Source organism: Vibrio sp. Y51_MX_L26, from assembly GCF_024181935.1.
Lineage (GTDB): Bacteria > Pseudomonadota > Gammaproteobacteria > Enterobacterales > Vibrionaceae > Vibrio > Vibrio diabolicus.
This window is the reverse complement of record NZ_JAMZAS010000004.1, coordinates 174,078-199,816: the sequence shown is the minus strand read 5'-3', so window position 1 is coordinate 199,816 and position 25,739 is coordinate 174,078. Positions and strand designations below refer to the sequence as shown.

Genomic DNA, 25,739 nt, shown 5'->3' with positions numbered 1-25,739 from the left:
AAATGGCGCTTTTTTATTGTCTGAGAGCTTTATGGTTTGAAACCATCATCAGACACTATTCCGCTTTATTTGGTCCTGTAAAGCGAATGTCCTGTAAGTTAAAGCCGAGTTCAATGTCGCACTTTAAAGCCGCGACGCGTTTACATAAGCGTGCAGACTCAATGTGCTCGTCTAATTTTTTACGGTATTTCGGTGCGAGGTCTTCACTGGCGTAGGCTGCTTCAATATTCTCAAACTGAGTAAGAATCTCTTTCGCCGCTTTTGGTCCAATGCCCGGAACCCCCGGCACTTGGCTAGAGCTGATCCCCGTTAACCCCCAATAATCGGCCAGTTGGCTCGGTTTTACGCCGAACTCTTTTTCGATAAACGGTTCATCTAACCAACGATGTTGGAAGTAATCACGGATCTGTAGGGTAGGAGAAAGCAGCTGACAGTAGCCTTTATCCGTAGAAACGATGGTGACTTTTTCATCATGACTGGCCACTTTCGTCGCGAGAGTCGCAACCAAGTCGTCCGCTTCATCGCCTTCAGAAAGCAATGAATCAATACCTTGTTCCCACCATGCTTGCTGAATCGCATCTAGACCTAGCACCAGTGGTTCCGGCATTGGTTTTCGATTTTGCTTATAGTCTGGGAGAATCTCAGCTCGCCATCCTCTGTCTTGTTCATGGTGATCGAAAACCGCGATGATGTGTGTCGGGTTGGCTTCTGACAGAATGCGAGTGAGGGTTCTTTGTGTCGTGGTGATGGTTCTTGCTATGTCGGTTGGATCCGGTTGTGCAGAGTGCACTCGGCGGATCAGGTTTAGGGCATCAATAATAACAAGATGAATAGACATAATGACTTAGCAATAAAAAAGGGGCGTAATGCCCCTAGTGTAACGAATGCTAGCCTGACTATCGACCACCAATTTCTGGGTGAGCGATGCGATAACACGGTTCGTAGTCCGAACCGCCAGGTAATTTCATTCGGTGTTGTTCGACAAAGTCTTGTAGTAACTTATCGAGCTTTTTCATTAGCACAGGATCACCGTGAATGGTGAAAGGGCCTCGACGTTCGATTTCTCGAATGCCTTCGGCTTTGACGTTACCAGCCACGATACCGGAGAAAGCTTGACGCAGGTTGGCCGCTAAGACTTGAGGTTCTTGATCTAAGCTTAAATCCAATTGCTCCATCGACTCATGAGTTGGATCGAATGGTAACTGGAAGTTAGGCTCGATTTTTAATGACCAGTTAAAGCTATAAGCATCGCCTTTTTCTTTTCGGTGAAGGCGTACAGAGTCCATGGAGCGCTTCATGATGCGTGCCACTTCTGCCGGATCGTCAATGACGATCTCGTAATGCTTTTGACCTTCTTCGCCAAGTGTATCGCGAACAAACTCGTCGATAGAGCGGAAGTACTCTTCACTCTCTTTTGGTCCAGTTAACACGATAGGCATTGGCTGATCGGCGTTGTCTGGATGCATCATAATGCCAAGAATATACAGCAACTCTTCTGCAGTACCCGGACCACCAGGGAAAATTACAATGCCATGCGCCATACGCACAAAGGCTTCCAAACGCTTTTCGATGTCTGGCATGATAACCAGCTCATTCACGATTGGGTTTGGTGGCTCGGCTGCAATAATCGAAGGCTCGGTTAAACCAAGATAACGTTGCTGAGTATAACGCTGCTTCGCATGTCCGATAGCGGCACCTTTCATTGGCCCTTCCATCGCACCAGGGCCACAACCCGTGCAGATATTAAGCTCACGCAAGCCAAGCTCGTTACCGACTTCACGTGTGTATTGATATTCCACGCCATTGATAGAGTGACCACCCCAACACACGACGAGGTTTGGCTCGATACCTGGTGTGAGTGCTCTGGCATTACGCAGAATACCGAACACGAGGTTAGTGATGTGAATTGGGTTCGTCAGGTTGAGTCGTTGTGCGTCTGCTAAATGCATATTGACATAAACGATATCGCGTAACACGGAGAACAGATGCTCTTGGATACCTTTAATTATCTCGCCATCGACAAAGGCGTGTTCAGGCGGGTTAGTCAGCTCAAGCTTAATACCACGCTCGCGGCGCACTACGTTGACATCAAACGACTGGTGTTTATCGAGTAGCTCTTTCGAGTTATCGGTATGACTGCCGGAGTTCAACACCGCTAACGTGCAGTTGCGGTACAGTTGATAAAGTTCACTCGAGGCCGTGTTCTTTAAGCGCTCTACTTCTAATTGAGATAGCAAGTCCATGCTACCAGCGGGGCTTATATGGGTAATCATAACGCCTCCTTGTGTTGCATTATTTTGAGGGAAAGTACCAACTCACCTTTTTGGGTTATACGTATGGTTTGATGAAAGGCAGTTGGCCGATTTGGTTTTATGGTTATTGACTCCCAAGCAACCTCAAGATGGTACATTCGCGTTCTGTAAATGCATCATCTTGAAGTGACTTGGGTTTTTACAGCTTAGCAGACTGAAAGGGAAGAAATGTGATAACTCGTTGAAAATGGGTGGTTATAAAGCGTAAATTGCGCCAATTCTGGTTTGTTTGTTCGATTTTTGTACGAAGTCTAGCTCCAGTTAAGCTGATTTGTTCCACGTTTTTTAGCGTCCGCAAGCATCTTGCCGAGTCGATCGAGTACATACTCTGGCGTATCGGACTCTTTAAAAGAGGTCGACACAGCCGCTAGGGTGATCATGATATTTTGCTCACGGAACTTAAATGGTAATTGGCTAATATCACGCTGGATATGTTTAATGAGATCCAGTGTGTATTCTTCAGATTGTTCTGGAACGAGTAAAATAAACTCTTCGCCACCAAAGCGAGCTACCGTTTCAGTTTCTGATACGCGTTTATTAATGGTGCGAGCGATGATCTTCAGCGCTTTATCACCAGCGGTATAACCATAACTGTCGTTTACGGCTTTGAAGTTATCGACATCAAACAGTACCACTCGTAGATTTTGTTGAGAGCGAATCCAACGGCGGTATTCGAGCTCAAGACGATCGTTAAATGCTGTTCGGTTGTAAACCTTCGTGAGTGGATCAAGCAACATTCGCTGTGTCTGGTCGTCTAAGCGGCGACGGTAATCTTGTGTGGTTTCAAACACCGCTTCAAGCTGGTTTTTGCTGTAGCTTAAACGCTCTTGCAGGGCCTGTTCTCTCTCTTCCGTCATCTTGAGGCGCTCGGTTAACGAGGCCATTTGGGCCAGCAATGGAGCGACTTCTTGTTTGAGTTCTGCTAAATCCTGTGCTTGGTCGAGAGATTGTTGGCTGAGTTCAACCAAACCATTCATTTCCGCATTCAGCTCTTGGCGATGCTCAAAATAAGTATGGTGTTGATCGACGTTTTGATGGACGGTTTTGAGGTTACTCGCCAGCGCTGAGTTTAACTGATCGAGAAATTGGCTAGATGCTTCGCGCTCGAACTTTGTTGCTTCGACAACCAATTTCAGCGTTGAGAGCGTAAGCTCAATGAGAGACTCTGCACTCACGCCAAGAAGCAGCTTAGCCCGAATATCGAGCAACCTATCTCCCGTTTCTCCCTCAAAATCCAGCTCGGTGATGGTATGTTGTAGATCGCTGGCTAAGCACTCAAGTTGAGACTTATCAGGATTATTCTCAAACTCACTGAGATGCAAACGCGAGTTGGAAGTGATGATTTTCAGAGCGCGTTCGTAAATGCTCAGTAGCTTAGTGGCTTGATCGGCTTTATTGCTGGCATGAGCTTCTGAGAAACTCATTAAGTTCCGTAGTTCACGTTTTAACTGCGCAGGTAAACCTGTGACACGTTGGAGTGTTTCACCACTGTGTTTGATTTGTTCGTCTAAGTAGCCGTTCTGTTTGTCCATCGTCTTCGACTGCTGTTTGAGCATTCTCTCTAATACCGCTAAACGTGGGATAAGAGTACTGATATCTTTTTGATGTTGCAGCTCTTGTTGGATTTCAAACAGGTAATTGGATACCTGGGTATTCGAACCCTGGCAAGCTGAAGACAATGATGCCACAACGCGTTTAAGAACTTGTTGTTCACGTTTGAATTTGAGTGAAGTATCACGATGTGTCAGTCTGAGTTGGTCAAGTTGACAACTCAGCTGATGAAGCTGCGACTGAATATCGGATTCCAAGATTCCCATGAAGTGACTACGGTTAAGTCCATGTACTACTGACAATTATCCGATAATAACAAAAAACGTTATAGCGTCATTAGTTATTATGTCTAACAGGCGTTTAATTATCCATTTTTTAATATTTTCTTGATGTCGTCCTCATTCTTGTAGGACGAATGGATCTTAATCAGGCCTTGGCTAATGGCATGCTGACAGGCGGTTCTTATGTTACCCGTTGCAAAGCTCGCGGCGGGTGCGTTATCGATGGCTTTCAAGAAAACCCAGTGGCTTTGCTTATCCTTCAAGCTGACTTCTCGCGCAATGTGAGTCGCAAGCAGCAACAGATCGAGTAATTCCTCGTCGTTAATTGCAGTGTAGGCGCGTGGTAAGAACGGATAATCGCTGATACCCATGCGAATAATACGGTTGACGTTGTGCTGCTGAGCGAACTCATCCACCCAAGTCTGGAATTTCTCGAACATGACTTCGGCAGAAGCATCACGGTCAGCGTTCGGCTCGATATAGAGTAGGTTTGCATCTGAGAAATGGTAAAGACGCGACGGTTTTTCTATTTTTTCCGCAAGGAAGTCGCCAAATGCACGTTCTAGTTCTAGACCAGCCTTATAGCCGTTATGGACGTACATGCTTCGTAGGAATGGCAAGTCGATCATGACAAAGCGCAGGCGATCGTTAAGTGGCTCGTGGATCAATTCGCCCATTTGCCATTGCTCGAAAGTTTCGCTCGACTTTTTCAATGAGCGAGACAGCTTAACGTTCAGCATACGCAAGTTACGCAAACGGGAACGAGAGTGAGTGAAGAGATCATTACGCAGTTTTTCGATTTCACTTGCTTGGCGCTGCATGATCACGCCGCGGCGCATAATGAACAAAAACATCACCAACACAGTAATAAACAATGCGAATGAGATTTTCTGGAATTTGCGGTGTTCCCTTTCCACTTGCTCAAGGCGTTCCGATTGGCCGATATAGTGGATGGTTTGTTCAGCAAACTCTTTTTGCTGGCGGAATGCATCCTCACTGATTTGGTTGAGCTGTTTTTGCTCTAAACGCACAAGGTTGGTGTATTTCTTATAAGCCTGCAGAGAAAGTTGGTATTCGCCTGCCTGCTCGTAACCAAGCCCGAGTAAGCGGTAAGACTGCTGCTTAATGAAGTTGTTATTTTCAGGTGACTTTTCAGCAAGTGCTAACGCCAGCTTTGCATTGGTAATGACGTTTTTACTGTCGTTTTGATGATAAGCCAGGCCTGACTGAAGCAACGCTGCCTTTGCTTCAAGCTTAGGAATGTCAGTGTATTCTAAAAGCTCTTTAGAACGGTCTAGGTATTGTTCAGCTAGCGCGTAGTTGTAGAGTTGCAGATAGGTAGCCGCTAAGCTTAAGCGAATCTTAATGATCCGATTAATGTTCTTACTGGTGCTTTCATGGTCCAGCACGTTGAAGTAGTGCACTAAGGCAAGGTTAAACTTGCCTTGGTAAAAATAAATGTCACCCATTTGCTCAAGGACATCCGCTAGGATGGGAGAGCTAGGGTAGGAGTCATAGAAGTCTGCGGCTTGAGATAAGTATTCGATCGCTTTGTCGTAAACTCGACGCTCTTGGAAGAGTCTCGCCAACAGGCGATTAACTTTTGCTAACCTTGCGCCACTGTCACTCTCAATAGATTGCCAATAACCGTAAAGCAGTTCCGACAAAGCCAAATTGTATTTCTTGCTATTCAGATAAAACTCGCCGACGGCTGTGTAATAGTCGATCAAGGCTAAGTCAGATCGGCTGTCTTCAAGCATAGTTTTGGCTTGAGAATACAAACTTTCCGCTTTAATCAGATCGCCACTATGTGAAGCGAGGAGCGCTCTTTGCATCACTAATCGATAGCGGACGCTGTCGGTACGTTGCAATACCGCATCGGCTTCATCGAGTTGCTGCTCAATTTGGTTAAGCGTATCTTCCGCTTTTGAATAGTTTTTGTCGTACATCCAAATCATTTGGTTGCGCATCAGCTGGAGATCTAAGTCCATGTACGGCAATTGATATTCTTGCGCTAAGCGCTCGGCTTTGTTTAGGTGTTCGATAGCCGAACGAACGTTACCCATGGCGTAGTCTGCCTGAGCGATAATCTTGTGTGCTTCGATGGTGCTGCTTGGTGTGCGAACGCTACGATCGGTCTCGTCACGAGACATAGCAGAAGGGCTGTCACTCTCTTTGCGTTCCGTTAGCTCACGTTGTGACAAGTAGTTGGTTGCCGCTTGTTTTGCTTGTGATGGCTCTATTTCCGCCAATTGTTGTGCTTCGTTGAGTAACGCGGACGATAAAATGGTCGCGTGAAGCGGCTGTACAAACAGCAAGCAAAGAAAGCCAATCAACTTGAATAGACGCGAACTGTCCCAAAACATCCTTTCGTTCCCTCGAACTGTTTTTAGATATGGCGGATAACGGTAAAAGACCTCAACAAGCCTCTTAAATGCAGGTTGAAGCCATTTGATATAGTAACATGCTTGGACAATAAAAACGTCCGGTAACCCTTTAGATTACCGAACTTATTTCTGTCACTAACGCGATTACTGACGAGCCATGCGGTGGTTGTGATCTGGCTTGTCTTGTTCCGTTGAGCGGTACGGGTTGATGTCCAAGCCACCACGGCGCGTGTAGCGGGCGAATACGGTCAGTTTGCTTGGTTGGCAGTATTTCATTAGATCAGTAAAAATACGCTCAACACACTGTTCGTGAAATTCGTTGTGCTCGCGGAAAGATACCAAGTAACGCAGTAATTTCTCGCGATCTATTTTCGCACCTTGGTAGCGAATTTCTACACTGCCCCAGTCAGGCTGGTTAGTGATTAAACAGTTTGACTTCAATAGATGGCTATGTAGGATTTCTTCCACTTGCTCTTCACCTGCTGCGCCTTCAAGCAAATCGGCATCAAAATCGTAACTGGTGATGTCAATGTCTTGGTCATCAATGCATTCGCCTTCCATTGTCACAATAGGCTGATTGGTGTAGTGAGTAACCGGGTTCACCTCGCCCAACACCTTTTCACCTGCACATTCAGATAGGTCTTGCGTTAAACGCTCTTCAACTTCTTCCCAGCTTGAAAAACGGGTTTGGTTGTAGCTGTTTAAGTACAGTTTGAAAGACTTCGACTCAATCAAGTTTGCACTGGTGGCTGGAATGTATACTTCGCCAACGGCCACTTGTGGTAAGCCTTTACTATTTAACCAAGATAGCTCGTACAGCGTCCAAATGTCGTGGCCCATAAAAGGAAGGCTGTCGCCTAACTGAAGGTCATCTCGGTTTAGGCTACGAGGAACTGGTTGCAGCAAGCTTGGGTCGTATTGGTTCGCATACTCGGTCTTTTTACCTAGTGTTAGGCCAGCAAGCTCTTTAGCGTCAGAATATTTGCTCATACTTTGTGGTCGTTTTCGATTAGAATGGCGAGAATTTTACTGAATCCGCTGGTCAATTGCCATCCGGCAAACACGGCTATCTGATAAATAAGGAATGAGGAGACCTTCATGACCCAAAACGTTACTCAGGCGCTACAAGAGTTCAGCCTGCGCTACCAACAAGCTTGGCAAGCTAAATATAATGAGTTGCCAAGCAGTGAAGAGCTTGCAGATCTTGTTTCTCCTTGTGTCGAAGAGAAGCGTGATGGAAAGGTGCTTTGGAAAGCGGTCGCACGTGATGAAATGGCCGATTTCGCCAATGTGGAAAATGCGATTGAGTTGTCACTGCAAGATGATGTTAAAGCCTTTTATGGTTCTCAATACTGCGCCGATATGGAGGCAACTTGGCAAGGTAATTCGTTGACGCTGCTGCAAGTGTGGAGCGATGATGATTTTGTGCGCCTACAAGAAAATATTCTTGGTCATTTGGTGACGCAGCGCCGCTTGAAACTTAAACCAACAGTATTTATCGCAGCGACAGATGAGGAAATGGATGTGATTTCTATTTGTAACCTCACTGGCAATGTGATTCTAGAGCGTTTGGGCACCTCTAAACGTGATGTATTGGCAGATTCATTGGTTGAGTTCTTGAATAAGTTAGAGGCTGCCGTCTAAGTATGTATGTTGTTGAGTTGCAGTTTGAGTGTTTTGATAACACCACCGTCAGCGCGGTAGACAAAGCCATTAATGGCTTGATGGATGCTCTGCGTTACAACGGCCAAGTATTAGGTCGTGAATTCCCGATAGTGATGGGAGAAGGTGAATTTTTCGTTCGTGTTGTTTGCCCAGAACAAGACAGCTTGCATCCACGTTATCACTCAGATTTCGTCAAAGTGTGCATGAACCGTTTGTCGGATGCGTCTTTGCTTGCTCCGAAAATGCGTATGCTGGGGCGTGATTTGAATTCAGAACAAGCAGCCGAAGAAGAGACACCTAGCTGGCAAGTGTTGTACACGACTTATGTTCATACGTGTTCGCCTTTGCGAAGTGGTGAAACCCTGTTGCCGATTCCTTTGTATCGCAATGAGCCGACGCTAAATGGTGACCATAAAGCCGTCATCAAATGGCAGACAGAATGGCAAGCGTGCGATGAAATCCAAATGGCGGGCGGGTGCCGTGCAGAGCATGCGGCGCTGCACGAGATTTGCGATGTGGACAGTGTGTTGTTCCGCCGCGGTTGGGATTTGCGAGGTCGTATCGAATACATCACCAAGGTTCCAACTTACTATTACCAGTATCGCGTGGGCGGTCAGTCGCTGGAGAGCGAGAAAGCGCGCAAGTGTCCCAAATGCGGTGGAGAGTGGCTACTCGATGAGCCATTACATGACATATTTTACTTTAAATGCGATGAGTGCCGAATCGTGTCGAACATCTCTTGGGACCACCTTAAGTAACTAATTGAGGTTACGTAAATGGTTAGATAGAGAAATAAAAAGGGCTGATGTTTTCACATCAGCCCTTTTTATGTTCAGACTATTATTTTCAGTACGGTTTAGAAAAGTGGGATTACCAACCTTTCACTACGCCGCCTTTGAACAGCTCTTTTGCCGCTTCGTAAACTTCTTCCGTTTGGTAAGCTTTTACGAAGTTTTGTACGTTTTGCGCATTAACATTTTCTTCGCGAGCAACAATTAGGTTTACGTATGGTGAGTCTTTATCTTCAACGAACACGCCGTCACGCTCTGGCGATAGGTCGATAGAGCTTGCGTAAGTGGTGTTGATGATAGATAGCGTTACGTCATCCAATGAACGTGGAAGTTGTGGCGCTTCTAACTCAATGATTTCGATATTTTTAGGGTTGCCTACGATGTCACGTACTGTAGCGAGTAGACCAACGCCATCACGTAGCGTAATCAAACCTTGTTGCTCAAGAAGCAGTAGTGAGCGACCTAGGTTCGTTGGATCGTTTGGTACTGCGATGCGTGCGCCATCTTGGATTTCATCGATTGACTTCACTTGCTTAGAGTAACCAGCAATAGGGTAAACGAATGAGTTACCCGCGATAGCCAGTTTGTAGCCGCGGTCTTTCACTTGTTGATCTAGGTATGGTTTATGTTGGAACGCATTCGCGTCTACTGAACCATCATCCAGAGCGGCATTTGGCGTTACGTAATCGGTAAATGTTACTAACTCAACGTCTAGGTTGTACTTTTCTTTTGCTACTTTAGCTGCCACTTCGGCAACTTGTGCTTCAGCACCAGCAATAACGCCAACTTTTACTTTATTTACGTCTACTTCTTTGTCGCCACAACCCGCTAGAACAAGAGCAGAAGCGGCTGTTGCTACAGTCAAAAGACCTTTAAGGCTAAATTTCATCTTTATCTCCTTATAATTTGTATTTTCAATGCTTATCTGTGGTCTACACGGCGCACCACTGCGTCACCGATAGACTGAATAATCTGTACTAGAACAATCAACATCACGACAGTCACGGCCATGATAGTTACATCGTAGCGATGGAAGCCGTAACGGATGGCTACGTCGCCGAGGCCGCCGCCGCCTACCGTTCCCGCCATGGCCGAGTAGCTAACGAGAGTGACTAAGGTGATCGTTACTGAGTTAACAATAGTCGGCATTGCTTCAGGTAGTAGAACTTTTGTGATGATCTGTGTTGGTGTCGCCCCCATTGACTGCGCCGCTTCCACCAAGCCTGTTGGTACCTCTAACAAAGCACCTTCAATAAGACGGGCAACAAACGGAATGGCACCAATAGTCAGTGGGACGATTGCTGCGGTTGTACCGATAAAGGTTCCAACTAGCATTTTTGTCACTGGAATAATCGCAACCATCAGGACGAGGAATGGCACAGAACGACCAATGTTAACGACAGCGCCTAGACTGCTATTTAGTTTGGTGTTTTCAAGTAGGCCGCCTTTCTTAGTAATGTGGAGGATTACGCCTAATGGAATACCCACGGCAAAGCCGACTAATCCGGCAACCGCAACCATGTAAAGCGTTTCCCACGTTGCACCTAAAAGTAGTTTGCTGTTTAAACTCAGCCATTCAGAAATTGTATTAAAGGACATAACCAAGTACCTCTACTTTTACGTTGTGCTTACGTAGGTATTCCAGTGCTGCGTTGTCATCTTCTTCGTTACCAAATAGCTCTGCGACCATCATGCCGAATTTCACGCCGCCAGCGTAATCGAGATCGGAGCTTAAAATACTCACATCAATATTGTATTTACGAGAGATTTGCGACATTAGCGGTGCATCGACGGTTGCACCGGTAAACTCTAAGCGAACTAATGGGTAGCTGCCATCAACACGATCTGCTTGCAGACGTGCTTGGTAATCTTCAGGAATGGATAGATCTAGCGTTGAGCGAATGAATTGGTGCGCCAGCTCCGTTTTAGGGTGCGCGAAAATATCGCCAACGGTGCCTTTCTCCACCAATTCACCACCACCGATGATCGCCACTTCGTGACAGATGCTTTTTACCACTTCCATTTCGTGGGTGATCAGTAGAATCGTGATGTTGAGTGTGCGGTTGATCTCTTTCAATAGCTCAAGGATAGATTGAGTTGTTGCAGGATCCAGTGCGCTAGTGGCTTCGTCACACAGTAGTACGCTTGGATCGGATGCCAATGCGCGAGCAATCGCCACACGTTGTTTTTGACCGCCACTTAGGTTGGACGGATAGCTTTCGTGTTTGTCGGCTAAGCCAACAAGTTTTAGTAACTCAGTGACTTTTGTTGTGATTTGCGATTTGTCTTTGCCTGCCAGTTCCAGTGGTAGCGCCACGTTATCAAACACAGTACGAGACGAGAGCAGATTAAAATGCTGGAAGATCATGCCGATGTTACGGCGCGTTTCGACCAACTGCTTTTTGCTGAGTTTTGTTAAATCAATGCCATCAACGATGATGGAGCCAGATGTTGGTGCTTCTAACATGTTTACGCAGCGGATCAGCGTACTTTTACCAGCACCAGATGAACCGATAACACCGAAGATGGTGCCCTTGGCGATGTGTAGGTTAATGTCTTTCAGGGCAAGGATTTCCTTACTGCCTTGGTAGAACACTTTATTGACGTTTTTTATTTCTATCATGTTTCAACCTGCCCAAAGATACGGGGAACTTCGCTGTCAAAAACGGCCTTTGACAGAACTTAATGTTGAGCTTTATCTCACTTCTCAGTTGATGCTATGGGTTAACCAGAATGAAGTCAATAGATATTTTTACGTCTAGACGTCTAAATGTATGGATGTTCTGTTTTGAAGAGAATGAGGAGTAAGTTACGAGGAGAAGATAAGTGGAGAACCCCCTCAGAATTACCGATTCTTGCCCAACAAATCAACTGTTTTGTCGAGGCCTAGAATGAATTAGATAGTGTTGAAGTTTATAAGGTATGTAATAATCTGATTAAACCGAGTTAATAGAGAAATATGTTTTGGCAAAACCTGCTGTTTTTATCGATCGTGATGGCGTGATAAACGTTGACCACGGCTACGTTCATGACGAACATGATTTTGAGTACATTGATGGTGTGTTTGAAGCGACGAAAGCGCTGAAAGATCAAGGTTACCTCTTAGTGCTAGTGACGAATCAATCGGGCATCGCACGTGGTAAATTCAGTGAAGACCGTTTCTTGTCTCTGACTCAATGGATGGACTGGAACTTTGTTGATCATGGTGTTGAGTTTGATGGTATCTACTACTGTCCACATCACCCTGAACATGGCATTGGGGATTACAAGCAGGATTGTGATTGCCGCAAGCCTAAGCCTGGTATGTTTATCTCTGCTCGCGACTTCTTGAAAATCGACATGGAAAAATCTGTGATGATTGGTGATAAAGCCGAAGACATGATGGCAGCAGAAGCCGCGGGCGTTGGCACCAAGATTTTGGTGCGCACAGGTAAGCCTGTTACTGAGCAAGGTGAAGCATTAGCAACGGTTGTGCTTGATAGTGTTGCTGACGTGCCTGCATATTTAAAGAAATAATCTGCACAATTCGCATATTTAAGGGAAGCGTTTGCTTCCCTTTTCTCTTATTACTGTTAAAGTTCAGTCACCTAAGCATTCATCCATTCTAGTTTGATCACTTATGAGCAAAAAACTCACCATTCTTGATATCGCGAAATTGGCAGGCGTTGGCAAATCAACAGTAAGCCGTGTGCTTACCAACGATCCAAAAGTGAAACCTCAAACGCGAGAGAAAGTAGAGCAAATCATTCGTGAATCTGGTTATGTACCGTCCAAATCTGCGCAATCAATGCGTGGCGGTAGCCAAAAAGTTATTGGTGTTATCATCTCCCGTCTAGACTCACCATCAGAAAATCGCGCCGTTGGTACAATGCTCAATGCATTGTATTCCGCTGGTTATGATGCGGTGATCATGGAGAGTCAGTTTGACCGAGACAAAACCAATGAGCACTTGAGTGTGCTTAAGCGTCGCAATGTGGATGGCGTGATTGTATTTGGGTTTACTGGATGCGATGAGCAAGCCTTAGCCGAGTGGGGCAATCGCATTGTGGTGATTGCGATGGATACCGATAACGTCTCTTCCATCAATTATGATAACCAAGGCGTGATAGACATGGCTTTGTCTCACCTTGAGCAGCAATCTTTATCTCGCATTGCTTATATTGGTGTTGATCCCGAAGATAAAACCACAGGCTTGGCTCGTTTAAATGCTTACAAAGCTTGGTGTCAGCGCAAGCAACTTACGCCTTGCTTCCAAACCGGTAAGCTTAGCCATGAAAGTGCTTATCAGTTGGTGGACCACGTTCTCAATGCAGACACGCAAGCTATTGTGTGTGCCAGCGATACCATTGCATTGGGCGTAATCAAGCGTCTTCAAGAGTTAGGTCGTGAAGACGTGGTCGTGACAGGCGTGGGTGGTAACGAGTTGCTTTCTTTCCTTTTCCCTAAAGTATTTAGTGTCGATCCTGGTTATACCCTTGCGGGTGAAAAGTCCGCTAAAATGCTGATTAATCAATTAAATGGCGATGAAGAAGTCGTTCACTTCACTCAACAACCTATTTGCCGCTAATCCACACTACAACGGTTTGCTCTAAAATTATACTGTGATCATTCTCAATTAATGGGACTGTTCCCATTTTGTTTTTTGTCTTTGAATGGCAATATTAAAATTAAGAAATGGGAATGTTCCCATTTATAAAAATAAAATGATGAATCGAATGTATCCAATACAGGGTGGACAAAGTTATGAGTAAGATTGCGCGTAAAGACGTGGAGCGTCTTATTGAGCTGGTCGGGGGGCCGGACAATATTGCCAGTGTAAGCCATTGTTTAACTCGCTTGCGTTTTGTTCTAAACGATACGGACAAAGCAGACACGAAACAGTTAGAAGCATTACCGATGGTGAAGGGCTGCTTTACCAACGCAGGTCAATTCCAAGTCGTCATCGGCACTGAAGTTGATGAGGTTTACAAAGTACTGATCGAGCTTAGCGGTAAAAGTGAAGCGAGCAAAGACGAATCCAAGAATGCTGCTCGCCAAAACATGAATATCGTTGAGCGTGGTATTTCCCACCTTGCAGAAATCTTTGTACCACTGTTGCCTGCGATCATTACTGGTGGTTTGATTCTTGGTTTCCGTAATGTAATTGGCGACATCAAGATGTTTGATGGTCAAACCCTAACGGAAATCAGTCAGTTTTGGGCGACTGTTCATTCATTCCTATGGTTAATTGGTGAAGCAATTTTCTTCTTCCTACCCGTTGGTGTGTGTTGGTCGACCGTGAAAAAGCTCGGCGGTACACCGATTCTGGGTATCACGCTTGGCGTGACATTGGTTTCGCCTCAGTTAATGAACGCCTACCTGATTGGTAAGCAAGTACCTGAAGTGTGGGACTTTGGGTTGTTTGCGATTGAGAAAGTCGGTTACCAAGCGCAGGTGATTCCCGCGATGTTAGCAGGTATCGCACTAGCGTTTATCGAAACACGCTTAAAACGCATCATTCCATCTTACCTTTACCTAGTAGTAGTACCGTTTGTTTCTATCATTGTGTCTGTGATTCTTGCGCACTCTATCATTGGCCCATTCGGTCGTATGTTGGGTGACGGCGTTGCTTTCGCAGCAAAAGCAGCCATGACGGGTGACTTCGCGATGATTGGCTCAACCATCTTCGGCTTCTTATACGCGCCACTTGTGATCACAGGTATCCACCACACAACTAACGCCGTTGACTTGCAGTTGATGCAAGAATTGGGTGGTACGCCGATTTGGCCTTTGATTGCACTATCGAACATTGCTCAAGCATCGGCAGTGGTTGGCATCATTATCATCAGTAAAAAGCAGGATGAGCGTGAAATCTCAGTGCCAGCAGCGATTTCTGCCTACCTTGGCGTAACAGAGCCGGCGATGTACGGCATCAACTTGAAATACAAGTTCCCAATGTTGAGTGCGATGATCGGTAGTGCATGTGCTGCTGCTATCTGTGGTAGTGCGGGCGTCATGGCGAACGGTATCGGTGTGGGCGGCTTGCCGGGTATCTTATCTATCCAGCCGCAGTTCTGGGGCATCTTTGCTCTGGCGATGTTAGTCGCGATGGTGGTACCTGCCGCATTAACATTAATTCTTTATAAGCGTGCACAAGCCAAAGGTGAGCTTGAGGCGGCAAACGCGTAATTCAATTTGAGGCAGTGACTTGGCTGCCTCCTCCTATTTTTCTTTTCAAATTTTAAGTTTCCGATTACTGGTAAGTGAGTGTTAGAAATGGCTATGACCAAGCATGATGAGAGCTGGTGGAAAACCGCAACCATCTATCAAATTTACCCAAAAAGCTTTTGTGACAGCGGCAGTAAAGGCACGGGCGATATTAAAGGGATCATTTCTAAACTGGATTATCTAAAACATCTCGGTGTGGATGCGATTTGGCTGACGCCGGTTTACCAATCGCCAATGATCGACAACGGTTATGACATCTCCGATTACTACTCGATCAACCCCGAGTTCGGCACGATGCAAGATTTCGATACCCTGTTGTCAGAGGCTCATCAGTTGGGCATTCGAATCATCATGGACATCGTGGTCAACCATACTTCGACAGAACACAAGTGGTTCCAATCTGCGTTAGGTGATAAAAACAGCCCTTACCGTGATTACTACATCTGGAAAGATCCGGTTGATGGCGTAGAGCCCAACAACTGGCAATCGAAGTTTGGAGGCAATGCTTGGGAATTGGATGAAGCGACAGGGCAGTACTACTTGCACCTTTTTGCTAAAGAGCAGGCGGACTTAAACTGGGAAAACCCAGTGGTGCGTGAAGAAGTCAAAGAAGTCATCAGCTTCTGGGCAGACAAAGGCGTGGATGGTTTCCGTCTTGATGTCATCAACCTGATTTCTAAACAACAAGATTTCCCAAGCGATGATATTGGCGATGGCCGTCGTTTCTATACTGATGGTCCTCGCGTGCACGAATATCTGCAAGAAATCAGCGAAGCCGTGTTCCAAAAGTACGGCAGCGTGACGGTGGGTGAAATGTCTTCCACCACGCTAGAGCACTGCCAGCAATACTCTTCGCTAGACGGCAAAGAGCTATCCATGGTGTTCAACTTTCATCATCTGAAAGTCGATTATCCGAATGGTGAAAAATGGACCAAAGCGCCATTTGATTTCATTCAGTTAAAGCAGATCTTCAACCATTGGCAAACGGGCTTAAATGGCAAAGGGTGGGGCGCGCTGTTCTGGTGTAACCACGATCAACCTCGTGTGGTAAGCCGCTTAGGCGATGATAAACAATACCGCGTCGAATCTGCCAAGATGCTGGCGGCGTCTGTACACATGATGCAAGGCACACCTTATGTTTACCAAGGGGAAGAGATTGGCATGACCAACCCAGGTTACACTGAGATCAGCCAGTACCGCGACGTAGAAAGCACCAACATGTACGACATCATGGTCAACCGCGATGGCGTATCACACGAGGAGATGATGGCGATTTTGGCGCAGAAGTCGCGTGATAACTCACGTACGCCAATGCAATGGAATAGCCAAAAGCACGCTGGTTTTACCGAAGGCACACCGTGGCTTGAAGTGGCGCAGAATTACTCTGAAATCAACGCAGAAGCAGCGGTTGCTGATTTGAACTCGGTGTTCTACTTCTACAAACGTTTGATTGAGCTACGTAAACAGGTTCCGGTGATCACCGATGGCCGTTATGAAGATTTATTGCCAGATCATCAACGCATTTTTGCTTACGCTCGCCAGAACGACAAACAAACGCTGCTGTGTATCAATAACTACTACGCTGAAGAGGTGGAATGCGTTCTGCCAGAACGTTTTGATATGAGTAAAGCGAAAAACTTGCTATCTAACTATCAAAACTCAGCGAGTGCAGTCGCGTCAAACCATCAAGTATTACGACCTTACGAAACTCGTATTTTATTGATAGAAGAATAAACTCGGGTGTCACCCCCTAAGATTGATGTTCGAGATAAAGGCTTTGGTGTGCTCCCCAAAGCCTTTTTTATTGAGATGCGAGATACTTGTGGAGTACAGGCTTATTTTGCTTCAATTGCTGTTAGCAGCACTTTCTCTTCATTGATTTGTACTTGTTGTACTTTTAGCAGTTCGATTTGCTCAATCAGACCTAAGCTCGGGTTAAACCAACGTTCTGCCGAAGTGGCGAACTCCATTGAGTCCATATCATCGCAGTTTAGGTTGTAAGTATTCTCTTCCGTCAGGTACGCCGCTTCAATTTTCTTGCTTGAAATTGAGAACGTTTTACGTACGCCAGTCTCTCGGATTTGCTGCTGCCAAACCACTTGGCAAGATGCTGTCATTGGCAGGTTTTGCACCCACTCATGCTCTTCAAAACTGTCTAGTAGGTTGTGAACTGCGTAGCCTGTTAGAGTGGTTTGCAGAGATATGGTCTCTTCACCGATATCAATGTTCGGGCTTTTCTCTTTTACGTCGTCACCGTTGAGACGGAAAATAGGGCTGCTGTGCATCAGCATGGCAACAAACTGCTGGTTAATGGAATAAGCGTCGGTGACTTCATGAAGTGCGCCATCAGAGCCTGCAAAATAAAGTGTATTGCTCTCTTCATCGTCGTTGTACTGTTCGTCAGAATAGTAGAACTGTTTGGCGCCGTAGTTCACCAAGTCATTAACCAACTGGACCATTGCCTCACTGTTTGGGATTTGTGCCAACGCTGCCAACAATTGCTCGTTATCCATCGCTTGGAAGCTCAGTTTCATCTCGCCTTCAGGTTGGCCATCCAGGCTAAACGCGTAGTTTAGTTGTGTGCTTGGCGTGGGAGCGAAGATTGAGTTTTGAATCGCGATGTCGAAACTTTCTTGAGGCACTTTGTTTGGATTAGCACTGCCAGAAGATGAACCGCCGCCACAGCCGTAAAGAGCCAGAGTTGCTGCTGCGATAAGCGTCATTTTGTTTAGCATGGTTTACATTCCTGATTGATTAGGCCGCTTCATGTTGGGCCGTTGCTTGAATGCGAGCATGCTAAGTTTAGTGAGCTAAAAAGGGCAAAAAACAAAAGCTAATAGGGCTTAACGAAAGCTTAATTTTATATTTAGGTCTTTGTTTTATTTGGGCTTATTTCGTTAGCTACGTTGGTGCAATACTCGTTGATGAGCGCTTTCCATCGGCTGATAATTTCTTGATCGGTCAAACTGACATGCAACGTTTTCCATGGTTGAAGGCAAGTCTCTTTCGATTCAGATTGAGAAAGACGTTCAAACAATGTCTCGGACGGTAAAACGCGCAGCAGTGCCACCAGTGATTCCATGTAGTTGAGACGGAACTGTTCGAGTTTGTTTTGTTTATAAGCGATGTGAGACACAAACGTATAAATCAGCGCGTTTTGAATACGAGAGTCGCCATCTGGAGTGGTCAGCAGAACTTTTGCTCGGTCTAGGTTGCCTAGTTTGAAATGCAATACGCCCAACCAGAGGCTTAGCTCATCTGGCAAAACATCGAACGACGACTGCACTTGCGTCAAATACGCCTCCAGCTTTTGAGGTTCTTGCTCGTACAAAGCGAGATGCCTTGCGGTTGTGATAGCTGCAAACTCATCAGCTTGTTGTAGAGGTTGGTTAGAAAAGACATTCTCAAACAGCATTTTTTGGTGAACGTCTGACAGTTGCCATGTGCTTGCCGAAGGTGCAGGCAAGTTGAAGTATTGCGCGACATCTGAGTGAATTTGGAAGATATCCGATTGTAGGTCGGATAAGCGCAGTGTGTATTCGTTGCGAAACGCCAGCTTTCCTGTCGCAGGATAAATAAGGTTCATCTGCGCTTTCAAGGTGCCTTGCTCTGCGCCGTCTTTTAACTCTATGTTGAGTTCGTAATCACTGGTCTGCATGTTTCGCGCGCCAGGGAAATACGGCGTATGACCGATAGGATCAAGAAAGTAACTGGGAGCGTCTTGGTTGGCGATGTCGGTGTATGGATATTCGACTTGTTGTTGCAGTAAGACGGCTTTGACCAGTATGCGGTATTTTCGCGCCTGAGAGCCGATTGCATCGACACGGTTGAGCAGCAACTCGACTTTGGGGATAAGTAACTGATGACGTGTTTGTTGTGTTGAAATCTCTTGGCGTTGCCATAACAAGCTTGCGAGCGTCACGCTGCAAACCGTAAGTACGGCACATAAGCTATAAGCAAAAATCAGCTTGATGTTCTTACGGTTCGTAACTTGAGATGTAATAGCACGTCGATGGTTTTTCGCTGGTGGCACTAAACGGATATTCGCAGGGTTTAGAAAGTAACCTTTGCGAGGGTAGGTGACCAAGAGCTTAGTCGCATCGTACTCGGGGAGATGCTGTTGTAGCAGCGCACGTAAGGTGCTAATGCGGTTAGTGAGTACATTCTTAGAGATGAATTTGCTCTGCCAAATGGTTTCGATAATGGTATCGGCAGAGAGCGGATGTCCCACGCTTGTTAGCAGCAGCTCTAATAACTCAATGGTACGAGGTTCGAGATCAATCGCGACAGTGTCTTGATGAAGAGTTTGTGTCTTCGGATTATAGACCAACTCGCCAATCGCAATACAACTGTGAGTTTGTTTGGCTTGTTGCAAAAAATCGCGCATACCGCACCGCGTTATTTGGAAATGGCGAAATATTATATAGCGATTGGAGCGCGAAATCTTATAAATTGCGCTCCAATTATCATCAAAAGTTTATGAACCGTAGGTCACGGAATAGCGATGAGGCTTGTGGTTCATCGCTAACACGACATTCAGTGCAAACGCGCCCAAAATCGAAAGACCAATTACTTCTGGAGTGACAAAGAAGAATGACGCAAACAGGATGCACGCATCGATTGCCATTTGGCTTTTGCCAACTGAAATGCCAAATTTGTCCTGAATAAATAAACACAGCACGTTAAAGCCACCTAAGCTGGAGCGATGTCGGAACAAGATCAGCATACCGAGTCCCATTAAAAGCCCACCTGCGACGGCACAATAAACTTCATTTACCGATTCGAGCGAGATTAGCAAATAAAGATGATCGGCAAAGATAGAAACCAAAGCGCCAGAAATGGCACTATTAATGGCGAAATGACGGCCGAAGCGTTTCCATGCTAGCAAGTAAAAGGGACTGTTTGCTAAAAAGTACAGCACACCAAACGTAAAAGGTGTAAATTGGCTAATAAGCAGAGCCAATCCTGTCGTCCCCCCTGTTAGGAGGTTTGCGGATTGGAGAAAGAAAACGCCTTGAGCTACCAAAAAGGTACCCGTGAGAATCGCTATCCAGTCTTCTTTTAATGAGTGTTTTTCCATCAATGTTGCAGTCATTAGTGATAAATAAGGCGTGCATAGTAGTAAAAAGATGATCTTTTCGGTAGCTAGAGGGTAAAATTTACGGTAAACCTATGTAATTGCTGTTTTACAGGGTGTAAAGCACAAAATTGACAGGCAATAGATCGTCGTTATGCAATTGCAATGCGGGCGTGATACAGATTGCTTGCCATCATGAAAAAACTGCATGAGAAAAATTGTAAATTTCTCTTTATGACCCAGATCAAATTATGTAGAATGCGCGCCATTAGGGTGACGAAAACGTTTGCGTAGGGTCATTCAACAGTTTTTTTGCAACTTTCAGTACTAATCTGAGTCAGGAGATACAGATGCTTAAGCGTGATATGAACATCGCAGATTACGATGCGGAACTGTTCGCAGCTATCCAGGAAGAAACTCTTCGCCAGGAAGAACACATTGAACTTATCGCTTCTGAAAACTACACAAGCCCACGTGTAATGGAAGCGCAAGGTTCTCAGCTAACGAACAAATACGCTGAAGGCTACCCAGGCAAGCGTTACTACGGCGGTTGTGAGTACGTAGATAAAGCGGAACAACTTGCTATCGACCGTGCATGCAAACTGTTCGGTTGTGAATACGCGAACGTACAGCCTCACTCAGGTTCTCAAGCAAACAGCGCGGTTTACATGGCGCTTCTTAACCCAGGCGATACAGTTCTAGGCATGAGCCTAGCACACGGTGGTCACCTGACTCACGGTTCTCCAGTAAACTTCTCTGGTAAGCACTACAACGTTATCCCTTACGGTATCGATGAAGCGGGTCAAATCAACTACGACGAGATGGAACAGCTAGCGCTTGAGCACAAGCCTAAGATGATCATCGGTGGTTTCTCTGCTTACTCGCAAATCGTTGATTGGAAGCGCATGCGTGAAATCGCTGACAAAGTAGATGCTTACCTTTTCGTTGATATGGCGCACGTAGCGGGTCTTATCGCAGCAGGCGAATACCCAACACCTGTTCCACACGCTCACGTGGTAACAACAACGACGCACAAAACACTAGCAGGTCCTCGCGGTGGTCTTATCTTGTCAAATGCTGGCGAAGATATGTACAAGAAATTGAACTCAGCAGTGTTCCCTGGTGGTCAAGGTGGCCCTCTAATGCACGTTATCGCTGGTAAAGCAGTAGCGTTCAAAGAAGCGATGGAGCCAGAGTTCAAAGCTTACCAAGCTCGCGTAGTGAAAAACGCAAAAGCAATGGTTGGTCAATTCCAAGAGCGTGGCTACAAAATCGTATCTAACGGCACAGAAAACCACTTGTTCCTTGTGGACCTGATCGACAAAGACATCACTGGTAAAGACGCAGACGCGGCACTAGGTGCAGCAAACATCACAGTGAACAAAAACTCAGTACCAAATGACCCACGCAGCCCATTCGTAACGTCTGGTATTCGTGTAGGTACGCCAGCGATCACTCGTCGTGGCTTCACTGAAGAAGACGCAAAAGAGCTAGCAAACTGGATGTGTGACGTTCTAGATAACATCGGCAACGAAGAAGTTATCGAAGCGACTAAACAGAAAGTGCTCGAAATTTGTAAGCGTCTACCGGTTTACGCCTAACTATTCTTCATAGAATGAGTCAATTTCGGTGTCGAACATACTCACTTGCTCGCGCAAACTCCGTGTGTTCTCCTAGAACTCGACTCGTCTATTTTGAACATTGATATACTAAAGGTCCTCAATTGAGGGCCTTTTTGTTTGTCTGGCGTTTGGAATGAGATATAGCGAAGAGTGTGTGATAAGGAGATGGCTACCAACACTTGTCCCTTTCAATATATCCAAACCGCGTCATTCCGACGAGCCTAGGCGAGATCAGGAATCTTGTTGAGGCACACTCTTTTACTCAGCGTTTCCCAAAAAATCATCAGTACGTTGGAAACTGATTCTCAATCACGCTCGTTCCTCGCTGTTCAGAATGACGGAGGTAGAATGGCTTTTTATCACCATTTGACTGATACAAAAAAGGTTGGCACTGAGCCAACCTTTCTTTTGAAAACAAACGAGAGCTTACTTAATCTCGATGCCTTGAGCCTGCATATCAGCATGGTAAGAAGAGCGAACAAATGGACCACACGCTGCATGCGTGAAGCCAAGCTCTAATGCAACTTCTTTTAGCTCGTCAAACTCTGATGGCGGAACGTAACGCTCTACTGGCAAGTGGTGACGGCTTGGCGCTAAGTACTGACCTAGAGTCAGCATCGTTACACCGTGTGCGCGTAGATCTTTCAGTACTTCGATGATTTCTTCTTTGGTTTCACCAAGACCCATCATCAAACCAGATTTGGTCGGTACATCTGGATGCTGCTCTTTGAACTTCTTAAGAAGCTCCAGCGACCATTTGTAGTTCGCACCTGGGCGAGCTTTACGGTAAAGACGTGGTGCAGTTTCTAGGTTGTGGTTGAAGACATCTGGCGGATTGTCTTTCATTAGATCCAGCGCTACGTCCATACGACCACGGAAGTCAGGAACCAGAGTTTCAATCTTAATATGCGGGTTCAACGCACGGATCTCGCGGTTACAGTCGGCAAAGTGCTGTGCACCACCATCACGCAGATCGTCACGGTCTACAGAAGTGATTACTACGTATTTCAGCTTCATATCGGCGATGGTTTTCGCCAGTTTTTGAGGCTCTTCTGCTTCCGGTGGTAATGGGCGGCCATGAGCAACGTCACAGAAAGGACAACGACGAGTACAAATAGCACCTAGGATCATGAAGGTAGCTGTACCGTGGTTAAAACATTCCGCTAGGTTAGGGCAAGATGCTTCTTCACATACGGAGTGAAGTTTATTCTTGCGCATCGCCGCCTTGATGTCTTGAATTCGTTGGCTGTCGGCTGGTAGCTTGATCTTCATCCAATCAGGCTTACGTAGCACTTCTTTCTGCTCTGTAGGCATGTTCTTTACGGGAATCAATGCCATTTTATCGGCGTCACGATATTTAACGCCTTTTTCCATCTGGATTGGTTTGCTCATGCTTTATTACCTTGAGAAGGTGCTTCTGTGCTGAATTCTACTTGCTCATAGTCGAGCAAAGTAACGAGTTCTTCTATTAATTGTTTTTCTACGGCTTCTACATTGTCTGGGCCGCCAAATTGGCTGACCTGAACCATTTCCATACCTTCATAACCACAAGGGTTAATACGCAGAAACGGTGTTAAATCCATATTTACGTTCAAGGCTAAGCCATGAAACGAGCATCCTTTACGAATGCGTAAACCGAGAGAGCATATTTTTTTACCGTCAACGTAAACGCCTGGTGCGTCAGGTCGCGCGGCCGAATCGATATTGTATGCTTTTAGCGTGTTGATCACGAGGTTCTCGATAGTGGTAACGAGATCTCGTACACCTAATTTTTTGCGGCGTAAGTTGATCAAGAAATAGGCGACCAACTGACCAGGGCCATGATACGTAACCTGGCCTCCGCGATCACTTTGTACAACAGGAATGTCACCAGTGTTAATAAGGTGCTCAGCTTTACCTGCCTGACCTTGCGTAAATACTGGGTTATGTTCTACCAACCAGACTTCATCAGGGGTTTCTTCTGTGCGTTGGTCGGTGAACTCATGCATCGCCTTCCATACAGGCTCATAGTCTTGGCGGCCAAGTCGTTTTACAACAAGTTGGTATTGCATGGGAATTCCTGTTGCTAATATATAAAGTTTTTGGATTATAAACCGGATAACCCTGATGCTCTACCGCTGAGTAACAGATTTTTAACTGAAAGCGATGTAAAGTTTTGTTATCTGGTTGATAAATAAAAAGAAAGCAGCCGAAGCTGCTTTCAAAAAAAATTTAATCTATCAAAAAATTATAGAACCATGCGCACGATGTCAATTTCACCTAACTCTTTGTATAGTGTCTCAACTTGCTCGATAGACGTTGCAGTGATGTTGATTGATACCGAGTGGTAGTTGCCCTTAGCACTTGGTTTAACGGTCGGGCTGTAGTCACCTGGAGCATGGCGCTGAATAACTTCAAGAACAAGCTCTGGAAGTTCAGGCTTTGCATGACCCATTACCTTGTAAGTAAATGAACAAGGGAACTCAAGCAGGTCTTTTAATTTTGCATCAGAGTTGATGGTTAGCATATCGATAACTCCAGTAGATATTCGTTGCGGTGCGAAATAGTACAGTCAAATTAGGGGGAACTCAAGACGAGGATCTCAAACTTAAAAAGCCGCCCTTTCAGGCGGCTTTGCGAATAAGTTTGCTACTCTAACGTCCTTCTTAGAAGAAGCTCTTGAATAACAATACGATGTAATCCCACATGCGGCTAAATAGACTACCTTGCTCTACGGTTTCTAGTGCCATTAGGGGGTATTCGGCAATATCTTCACCATCGATCTGATAGTATAGCTTACCAACTACATCACCTTTATTAATTGGGGCTTCTAGCTCTTTTTCAAGGACGAAGCTGGCTTTTAGGTTTTTCGCTTCACCACGTGGTAGTGTTACGTAAGTATCTTGGTCAAGGCCTAGCGCTACAGTGTCTTTGTTGCCCATCCACACTTTTTCTTCTACGAACGTTTCACCCGCTTTGTGCGGCGCTACTGTTTCGAAGAAACGGAAGCCGTAGCTTAGTAGCTTTTTGCTTTCTGACTTACGAGCATTGGCATCTTTCGTGCCCATAACGACCGCAACCAAACGCATTTGGCCTTCAGTTGCTGAACTTACTAGGCTGTAACCCGCATTGCTTGTGTGACCCGTTTTGATGCCATCAACGTTCATGCTCTTATCCCAAAGTAGACCGTTACGGTTGTATTGGGTGATGCCGTTGTAAGTAAATTTCTTCTCTGAGTACACGCGGTACTCATTTGGTACGTCACGGATCAGGGCTTTACCTAGCAATGCCATGTCGTATGGTGTCGAGTACAGCTCGGCGTTATCTAAGCCATGAACGTTGGCAAAGTGTGAGTTCGTCATACCTAGTGTGTTGGCCCAAGCGTTCATTAGGTCAACAAACGCATCTTCTGAGCCTGCAATGTGTTCAGCCATTGCTACACAGGCATCGTTACCAGACTGGACGATGATACCGCGGTTTAGGTCACGTACTTTTACAGTTGTGCCCACTTCAATGAACATTTTTGATGATTCAGGGAAGTTTTTCGCCCATGCATTTTTACTGATGGTGACATCATCATCTTCTGAGATATTACCACGCGCTAGTTCTTGGCCGATTACGTAGCTTGTCATCATCTTAGTCAGACTGGCTGGAGACAATTTTGTGTTCATCTCTTTCTCTGCCAGTACTTTACCTGAATGGTAATCCATCAGTACGTAGCCCTTCGCCGCGATTTGAGGGGCATCTGGAACAACGATAGGTGATGCAAGAGCAGATTGAGCGAAAGTTGCAGAAAGGGCAACCGAAGAAACGAGAATAGATTTCACAAACTTATTTTTATTCATGGTAATTCAAATTTTTGGGTTA

The 25,739-nt window shown here is 45.7% G+C and carries 22 protein-coding genes; 7 read left to right on the top strand and 15 right to left on the bottom strand.

Annotation, left to right across the window (positions count from 1 at the left end; translation table 11 throughout):
• Positions 1-55: 55 nt before the first annotated feature.
• The 5 genes from xni to queF all read right to left on the bottom strand — a co-directional run bounded on the left by xni (position 56) and on the right by queF (position 7,521).
• Complete coding sequence (gene xni, locus NL645_RS12125; protein ID WP_253651758.1) at positions 56-838, bottom strand: flap endonuclease Xni; 783 nt, start codon at positions 836-838, stop codon at positions 56-58.
• 58 nt (positions 839-896) lie between these two features.
• On the bottom strand, positions 897-2,273 hold the full coding sequence (gene ppnN / locus NL645_RS12120; protein ID WP_005391372.1) for a nucleotide 5'-monophosphate nucleosidase PpnN: 1,377 nt from the start codon (positions 2,271-2,273) through the stop codon (positions 897-899).
• A gap of 290 nt (positions 2,274-2,563) precedes the next feature.
• Positions 2,564-4,129, bottom strand: a complete 1,566-nt coding sequence (locus tag NL645_RS12115; RefSeq protein ID WP_253651757.1) for a diguanylate cyclase — start codon at positions 4,127-4,129, stop codon at positions 2,564-2,566.
• Positions 4,130-4,227: 98 nt separating this feature from the next.
• Positions 4,228-6,510 carry a hypothetical protein gene (locus NL645_RS12110; RefSeq protein ID WP_005391368.1) on the bottom strand — a complete coding sequence of 761 codons (2,283 nt, stop codon included), beginning with the start codon at positions 6,508-6,510 and terminating at the stop codon, positions 4,228-4,230.
• 165 nt (positions 6,511-6,675) lie between these two features.
• Entirely contained in the window at positions 6,676-7,521 is an 846-nt protein-coding gene (gene queF / locus NL645_RS12105) for an NADPH-dependent 7-cyano-7-deazaguanine reductase QueF (protein WP_253651756.1), read from the bottom strand.
• 108 nt (positions 7,522-7,629) lie between these two features.
• Between queF and syd the strand changes: the two genes are divergently transcribed.
• Complete coding sequence (gene syd / locus NL645_RS12100; RefSeq protein WP_012842071.1) at positions 7,630-8,175, top strand: SecY-interacting protein; 546 nt, start codon at positions 7,630-7,632, stop codon at positions 8,173-8,175.
• A 2-nt stretch (positions 8,176-8,177) separates the two neighbouring features.
• On the top strand, positions 8,178-8,954 hold the full coding sequence (locus NL645_RS12095; RefSeq protein ID WP_006743209.1) for a Zn-ribbon-containing protein: 777 nt from the start codon (positions 8,178-8,180) through the stop codon (positions 8,952-8,954).
• Positions 8,955-9,066: 112 nt separating this feature from the next.
• Here the strand turns inward: NL645_RS12095 and NL645_RS12090 are convergent, their stop codons facing one another.
• Genes NL645_RS12090 through metN form a run of 3 tightly spaced genes read right to left on the bottom strand, consistent with a single transcriptional unit; the run spans position 9,067 to position 11,610 of the window.
• Positions 9,067-9,876 (bottom strand): MetQ/NlpA family lipoprotein, encoded by an 810-nt coding sequence (locus NL645_RS12090; protein WP_005391357.1) that lies wholly within the window; start codon positions 9,874-9,876, stop codon positions 9,067-9,069.
• A gap of 32 nt (positions 9,877-9,908) precedes the next feature.
• A complete protein-coding gene (locus NL645_RS12085) occupies positions 9,909-10,586 on the bottom strand; it encodes a methionine ABC transporter permease (protein ID WP_005391355.1) in 678 nt (225 codons plus the stop codon).
• Positions 10,576-11,610, bottom strand: a complete 1,035-nt coding sequence (gene metN / locus NL645_RS12080; RefSeq protein ID WP_253651755.1) for a methionine ABC transporter ATP-binding protein MetN — start codon at positions 11,608-11,610, stop codon at positions 10,576-10,578. The genes NL645_RS12085 and metN overlap by 11 nt, the downstream gene beginning before the upstream one ends.
• A gap of 341 nt (positions 11,611-11,951) precedes the next feature.
• Here metN and gmhB point away from each other — a divergent pair, with 341 nt between their 5' ends.
• The 4 genes from gmhB to treC all read left to right on the top strand — a co-directional run bounded on the left by gmhB (position 11,952) and on the right by treC (position 16,928).
• The gene (gene gmhB / locus NL645_RS12075) at positions 11,952-12,503 is read left to right on the top strand and encodes a D-glycero-beta-D-manno-heptose 1,7-bisphosphate 7-phosphatase (protein WP_048626100.1); all 552 of its coding nucleotides are present in this window, start codon (positions 11,952-11,954) and stop codon (positions 12,501-12,503) included.
• Positions 12,504-12,606: 103 nt separating this feature from the next.
• The gene (gene treR, locus NL645_RS12070; protein ID WP_047010145.1) at positions 12,607-13,554 is read left to right on the top strand and encodes a trehalose operon repressor TreR; all 948 of its coding nucleotides are present in this window, start codon (positions 12,607-12,609) and stop codon (positions 13,552-13,554) included.
• A 176-nt stretch (positions 13,555-13,730) separates the two neighbouring features.
• Positions 13,731-15,155, top strand: coding sequence for a PTS trehalose transporter subunit IIBC (gene treB / locus NL645_RS12065; RefSeq protein ID WP_046874302.1), 1,425 nt, complete (start codon positions 13,731-13,733; stop codon positions 15,153-15,155).
• An 87-nt stretch (positions 15,156-15,242) separates the two neighbouring features.
• Positions 15,243-16,928, top strand: a complete 1,686-nt coding sequence (gene treC / locus NL645_RS12060; RefSeq protein WP_253651754.1) for an alpha,alpha-phosphotrehalase — start codon at positions 15,243-15,245, stop codon at positions 16,926-16,928.
• Positions 16,929-17,029: 101 nt separating this feature from the next.
• On the opposite strand, the gene NL645_RS12055 is transcribed toward treC, so the two are convergent.
• From NL645_RS12055 to NL645_RS12045, 3 genes are all read right to left on the bottom strand, one after another.
• Positions 17,030-17,929 carry a hypothetical protein gene (locus tag NL645_RS12055; protein ID WP_253651753.1) on the bottom strand — a complete coding sequence of 300 codons (900 nt, stop codon included), beginning with the start codon at positions 17,927-17,929 and terminating at the stop codon, positions 17,030-17,032.
• Positions 17,930-18,060: 131 nt separating this feature from the next.
• Positions 18,061-19,581 carry a winged helix-turn-helix domain-containing protein gene (locus NL645_RS12050; RefSeq protein ID WP_203343520.1) on the bottom strand — a complete coding sequence of 507 codons (1,521 nt, stop codon included), beginning with the start codon at positions 19,579-19,581 and terminating at the stop codon, positions 18,061-18,063.
• Between the two features lie 90 nt (positions 19,582-19,671).
• The gene (locus tag NL645_RS12045; protein WP_031780204.1) at positions 19,672-20,274 is read right to left on the bottom strand and encodes a YitT family protein; all 603 of its coding nucleotides are present in this window, start codon (positions 20,272-20,274) and stop codon (positions 19,672-19,674) included.
• Positions 20,275-20,621: 347 nt separating this feature from the next.
• Here NL645_RS12045 and glyA point away from each other — a divergent pair, with 347 nt between their 5' ends.
• On the top strand, positions 20,622-21,872 hold the full coding sequence (gene glyA / locus NL645_RS12040) for a serine hydroxymethyltransferase (RefSeq protein ID WP_005391333.1): 1,251 nt from the start codon (positions 20,622-20,624) through the stop codon (positions 21,870-21,872).
• Positions 21,873-22,319: 447 nt separating this feature from the next.
• Here glyA and lipA read toward each other — a convergent pair whose 3' ends face one another.
• The 4 genes from lipA to NL645_RS12020 all read right to left on the bottom strand — a co-directional run bounded on the left by lipA (position 22,320) and on the right by NL645_RS12020 (position 25,717).
• On the bottom strand, positions 22,320-23,285 hold the full coding sequence (gene lipA / locus NL645_RS12035) for a lipoyl synthase (RefSeq protein WP_005391329.1): 966 nt from the start codon (positions 23,283-23,285) through the stop codon (positions 22,320-22,322).
• On the bottom strand, positions 23,282-23,944 hold the full coding sequence (gene lipB / locus NL645_RS12030; protein ID WP_053808751.1) for a lipoyl(octanoyl) transferase LipB: 663 nt from the start codon (positions 23,942-23,944) through the stop codon (positions 23,282-23,284). Before lipB ends, lipA begins: the two co-directional genes overlap by 4 nt.
• A 176-nt stretch (positions 23,945-24,120) precedes the next feature.
• Positions 24,121-24,399, bottom strand: a complete 279-nt coding sequence (ybeD, locus tag NL645_RS12025; protein ID WP_005384135.1) for a DUF493 family protein YbeD — start codon at positions 24,397-24,399, stop codon at positions 24,121-24,123.
• A 139-nt stretch (positions 24,400-24,538) separates the two neighbouring features.
• The gene (locus tag NL645_RS12020) at positions 24,539-25,717 is read right to left on the bottom strand and encodes a serine hydrolase (protein WP_012842069.1); all 1,179 of its coding nucleotides are present in this window, start codon (positions 25,715-25,717) and stop codon (positions 24,539-24,541) included.
• Positions 25,718-25,739: the final 22 nt, after the last annotated feature.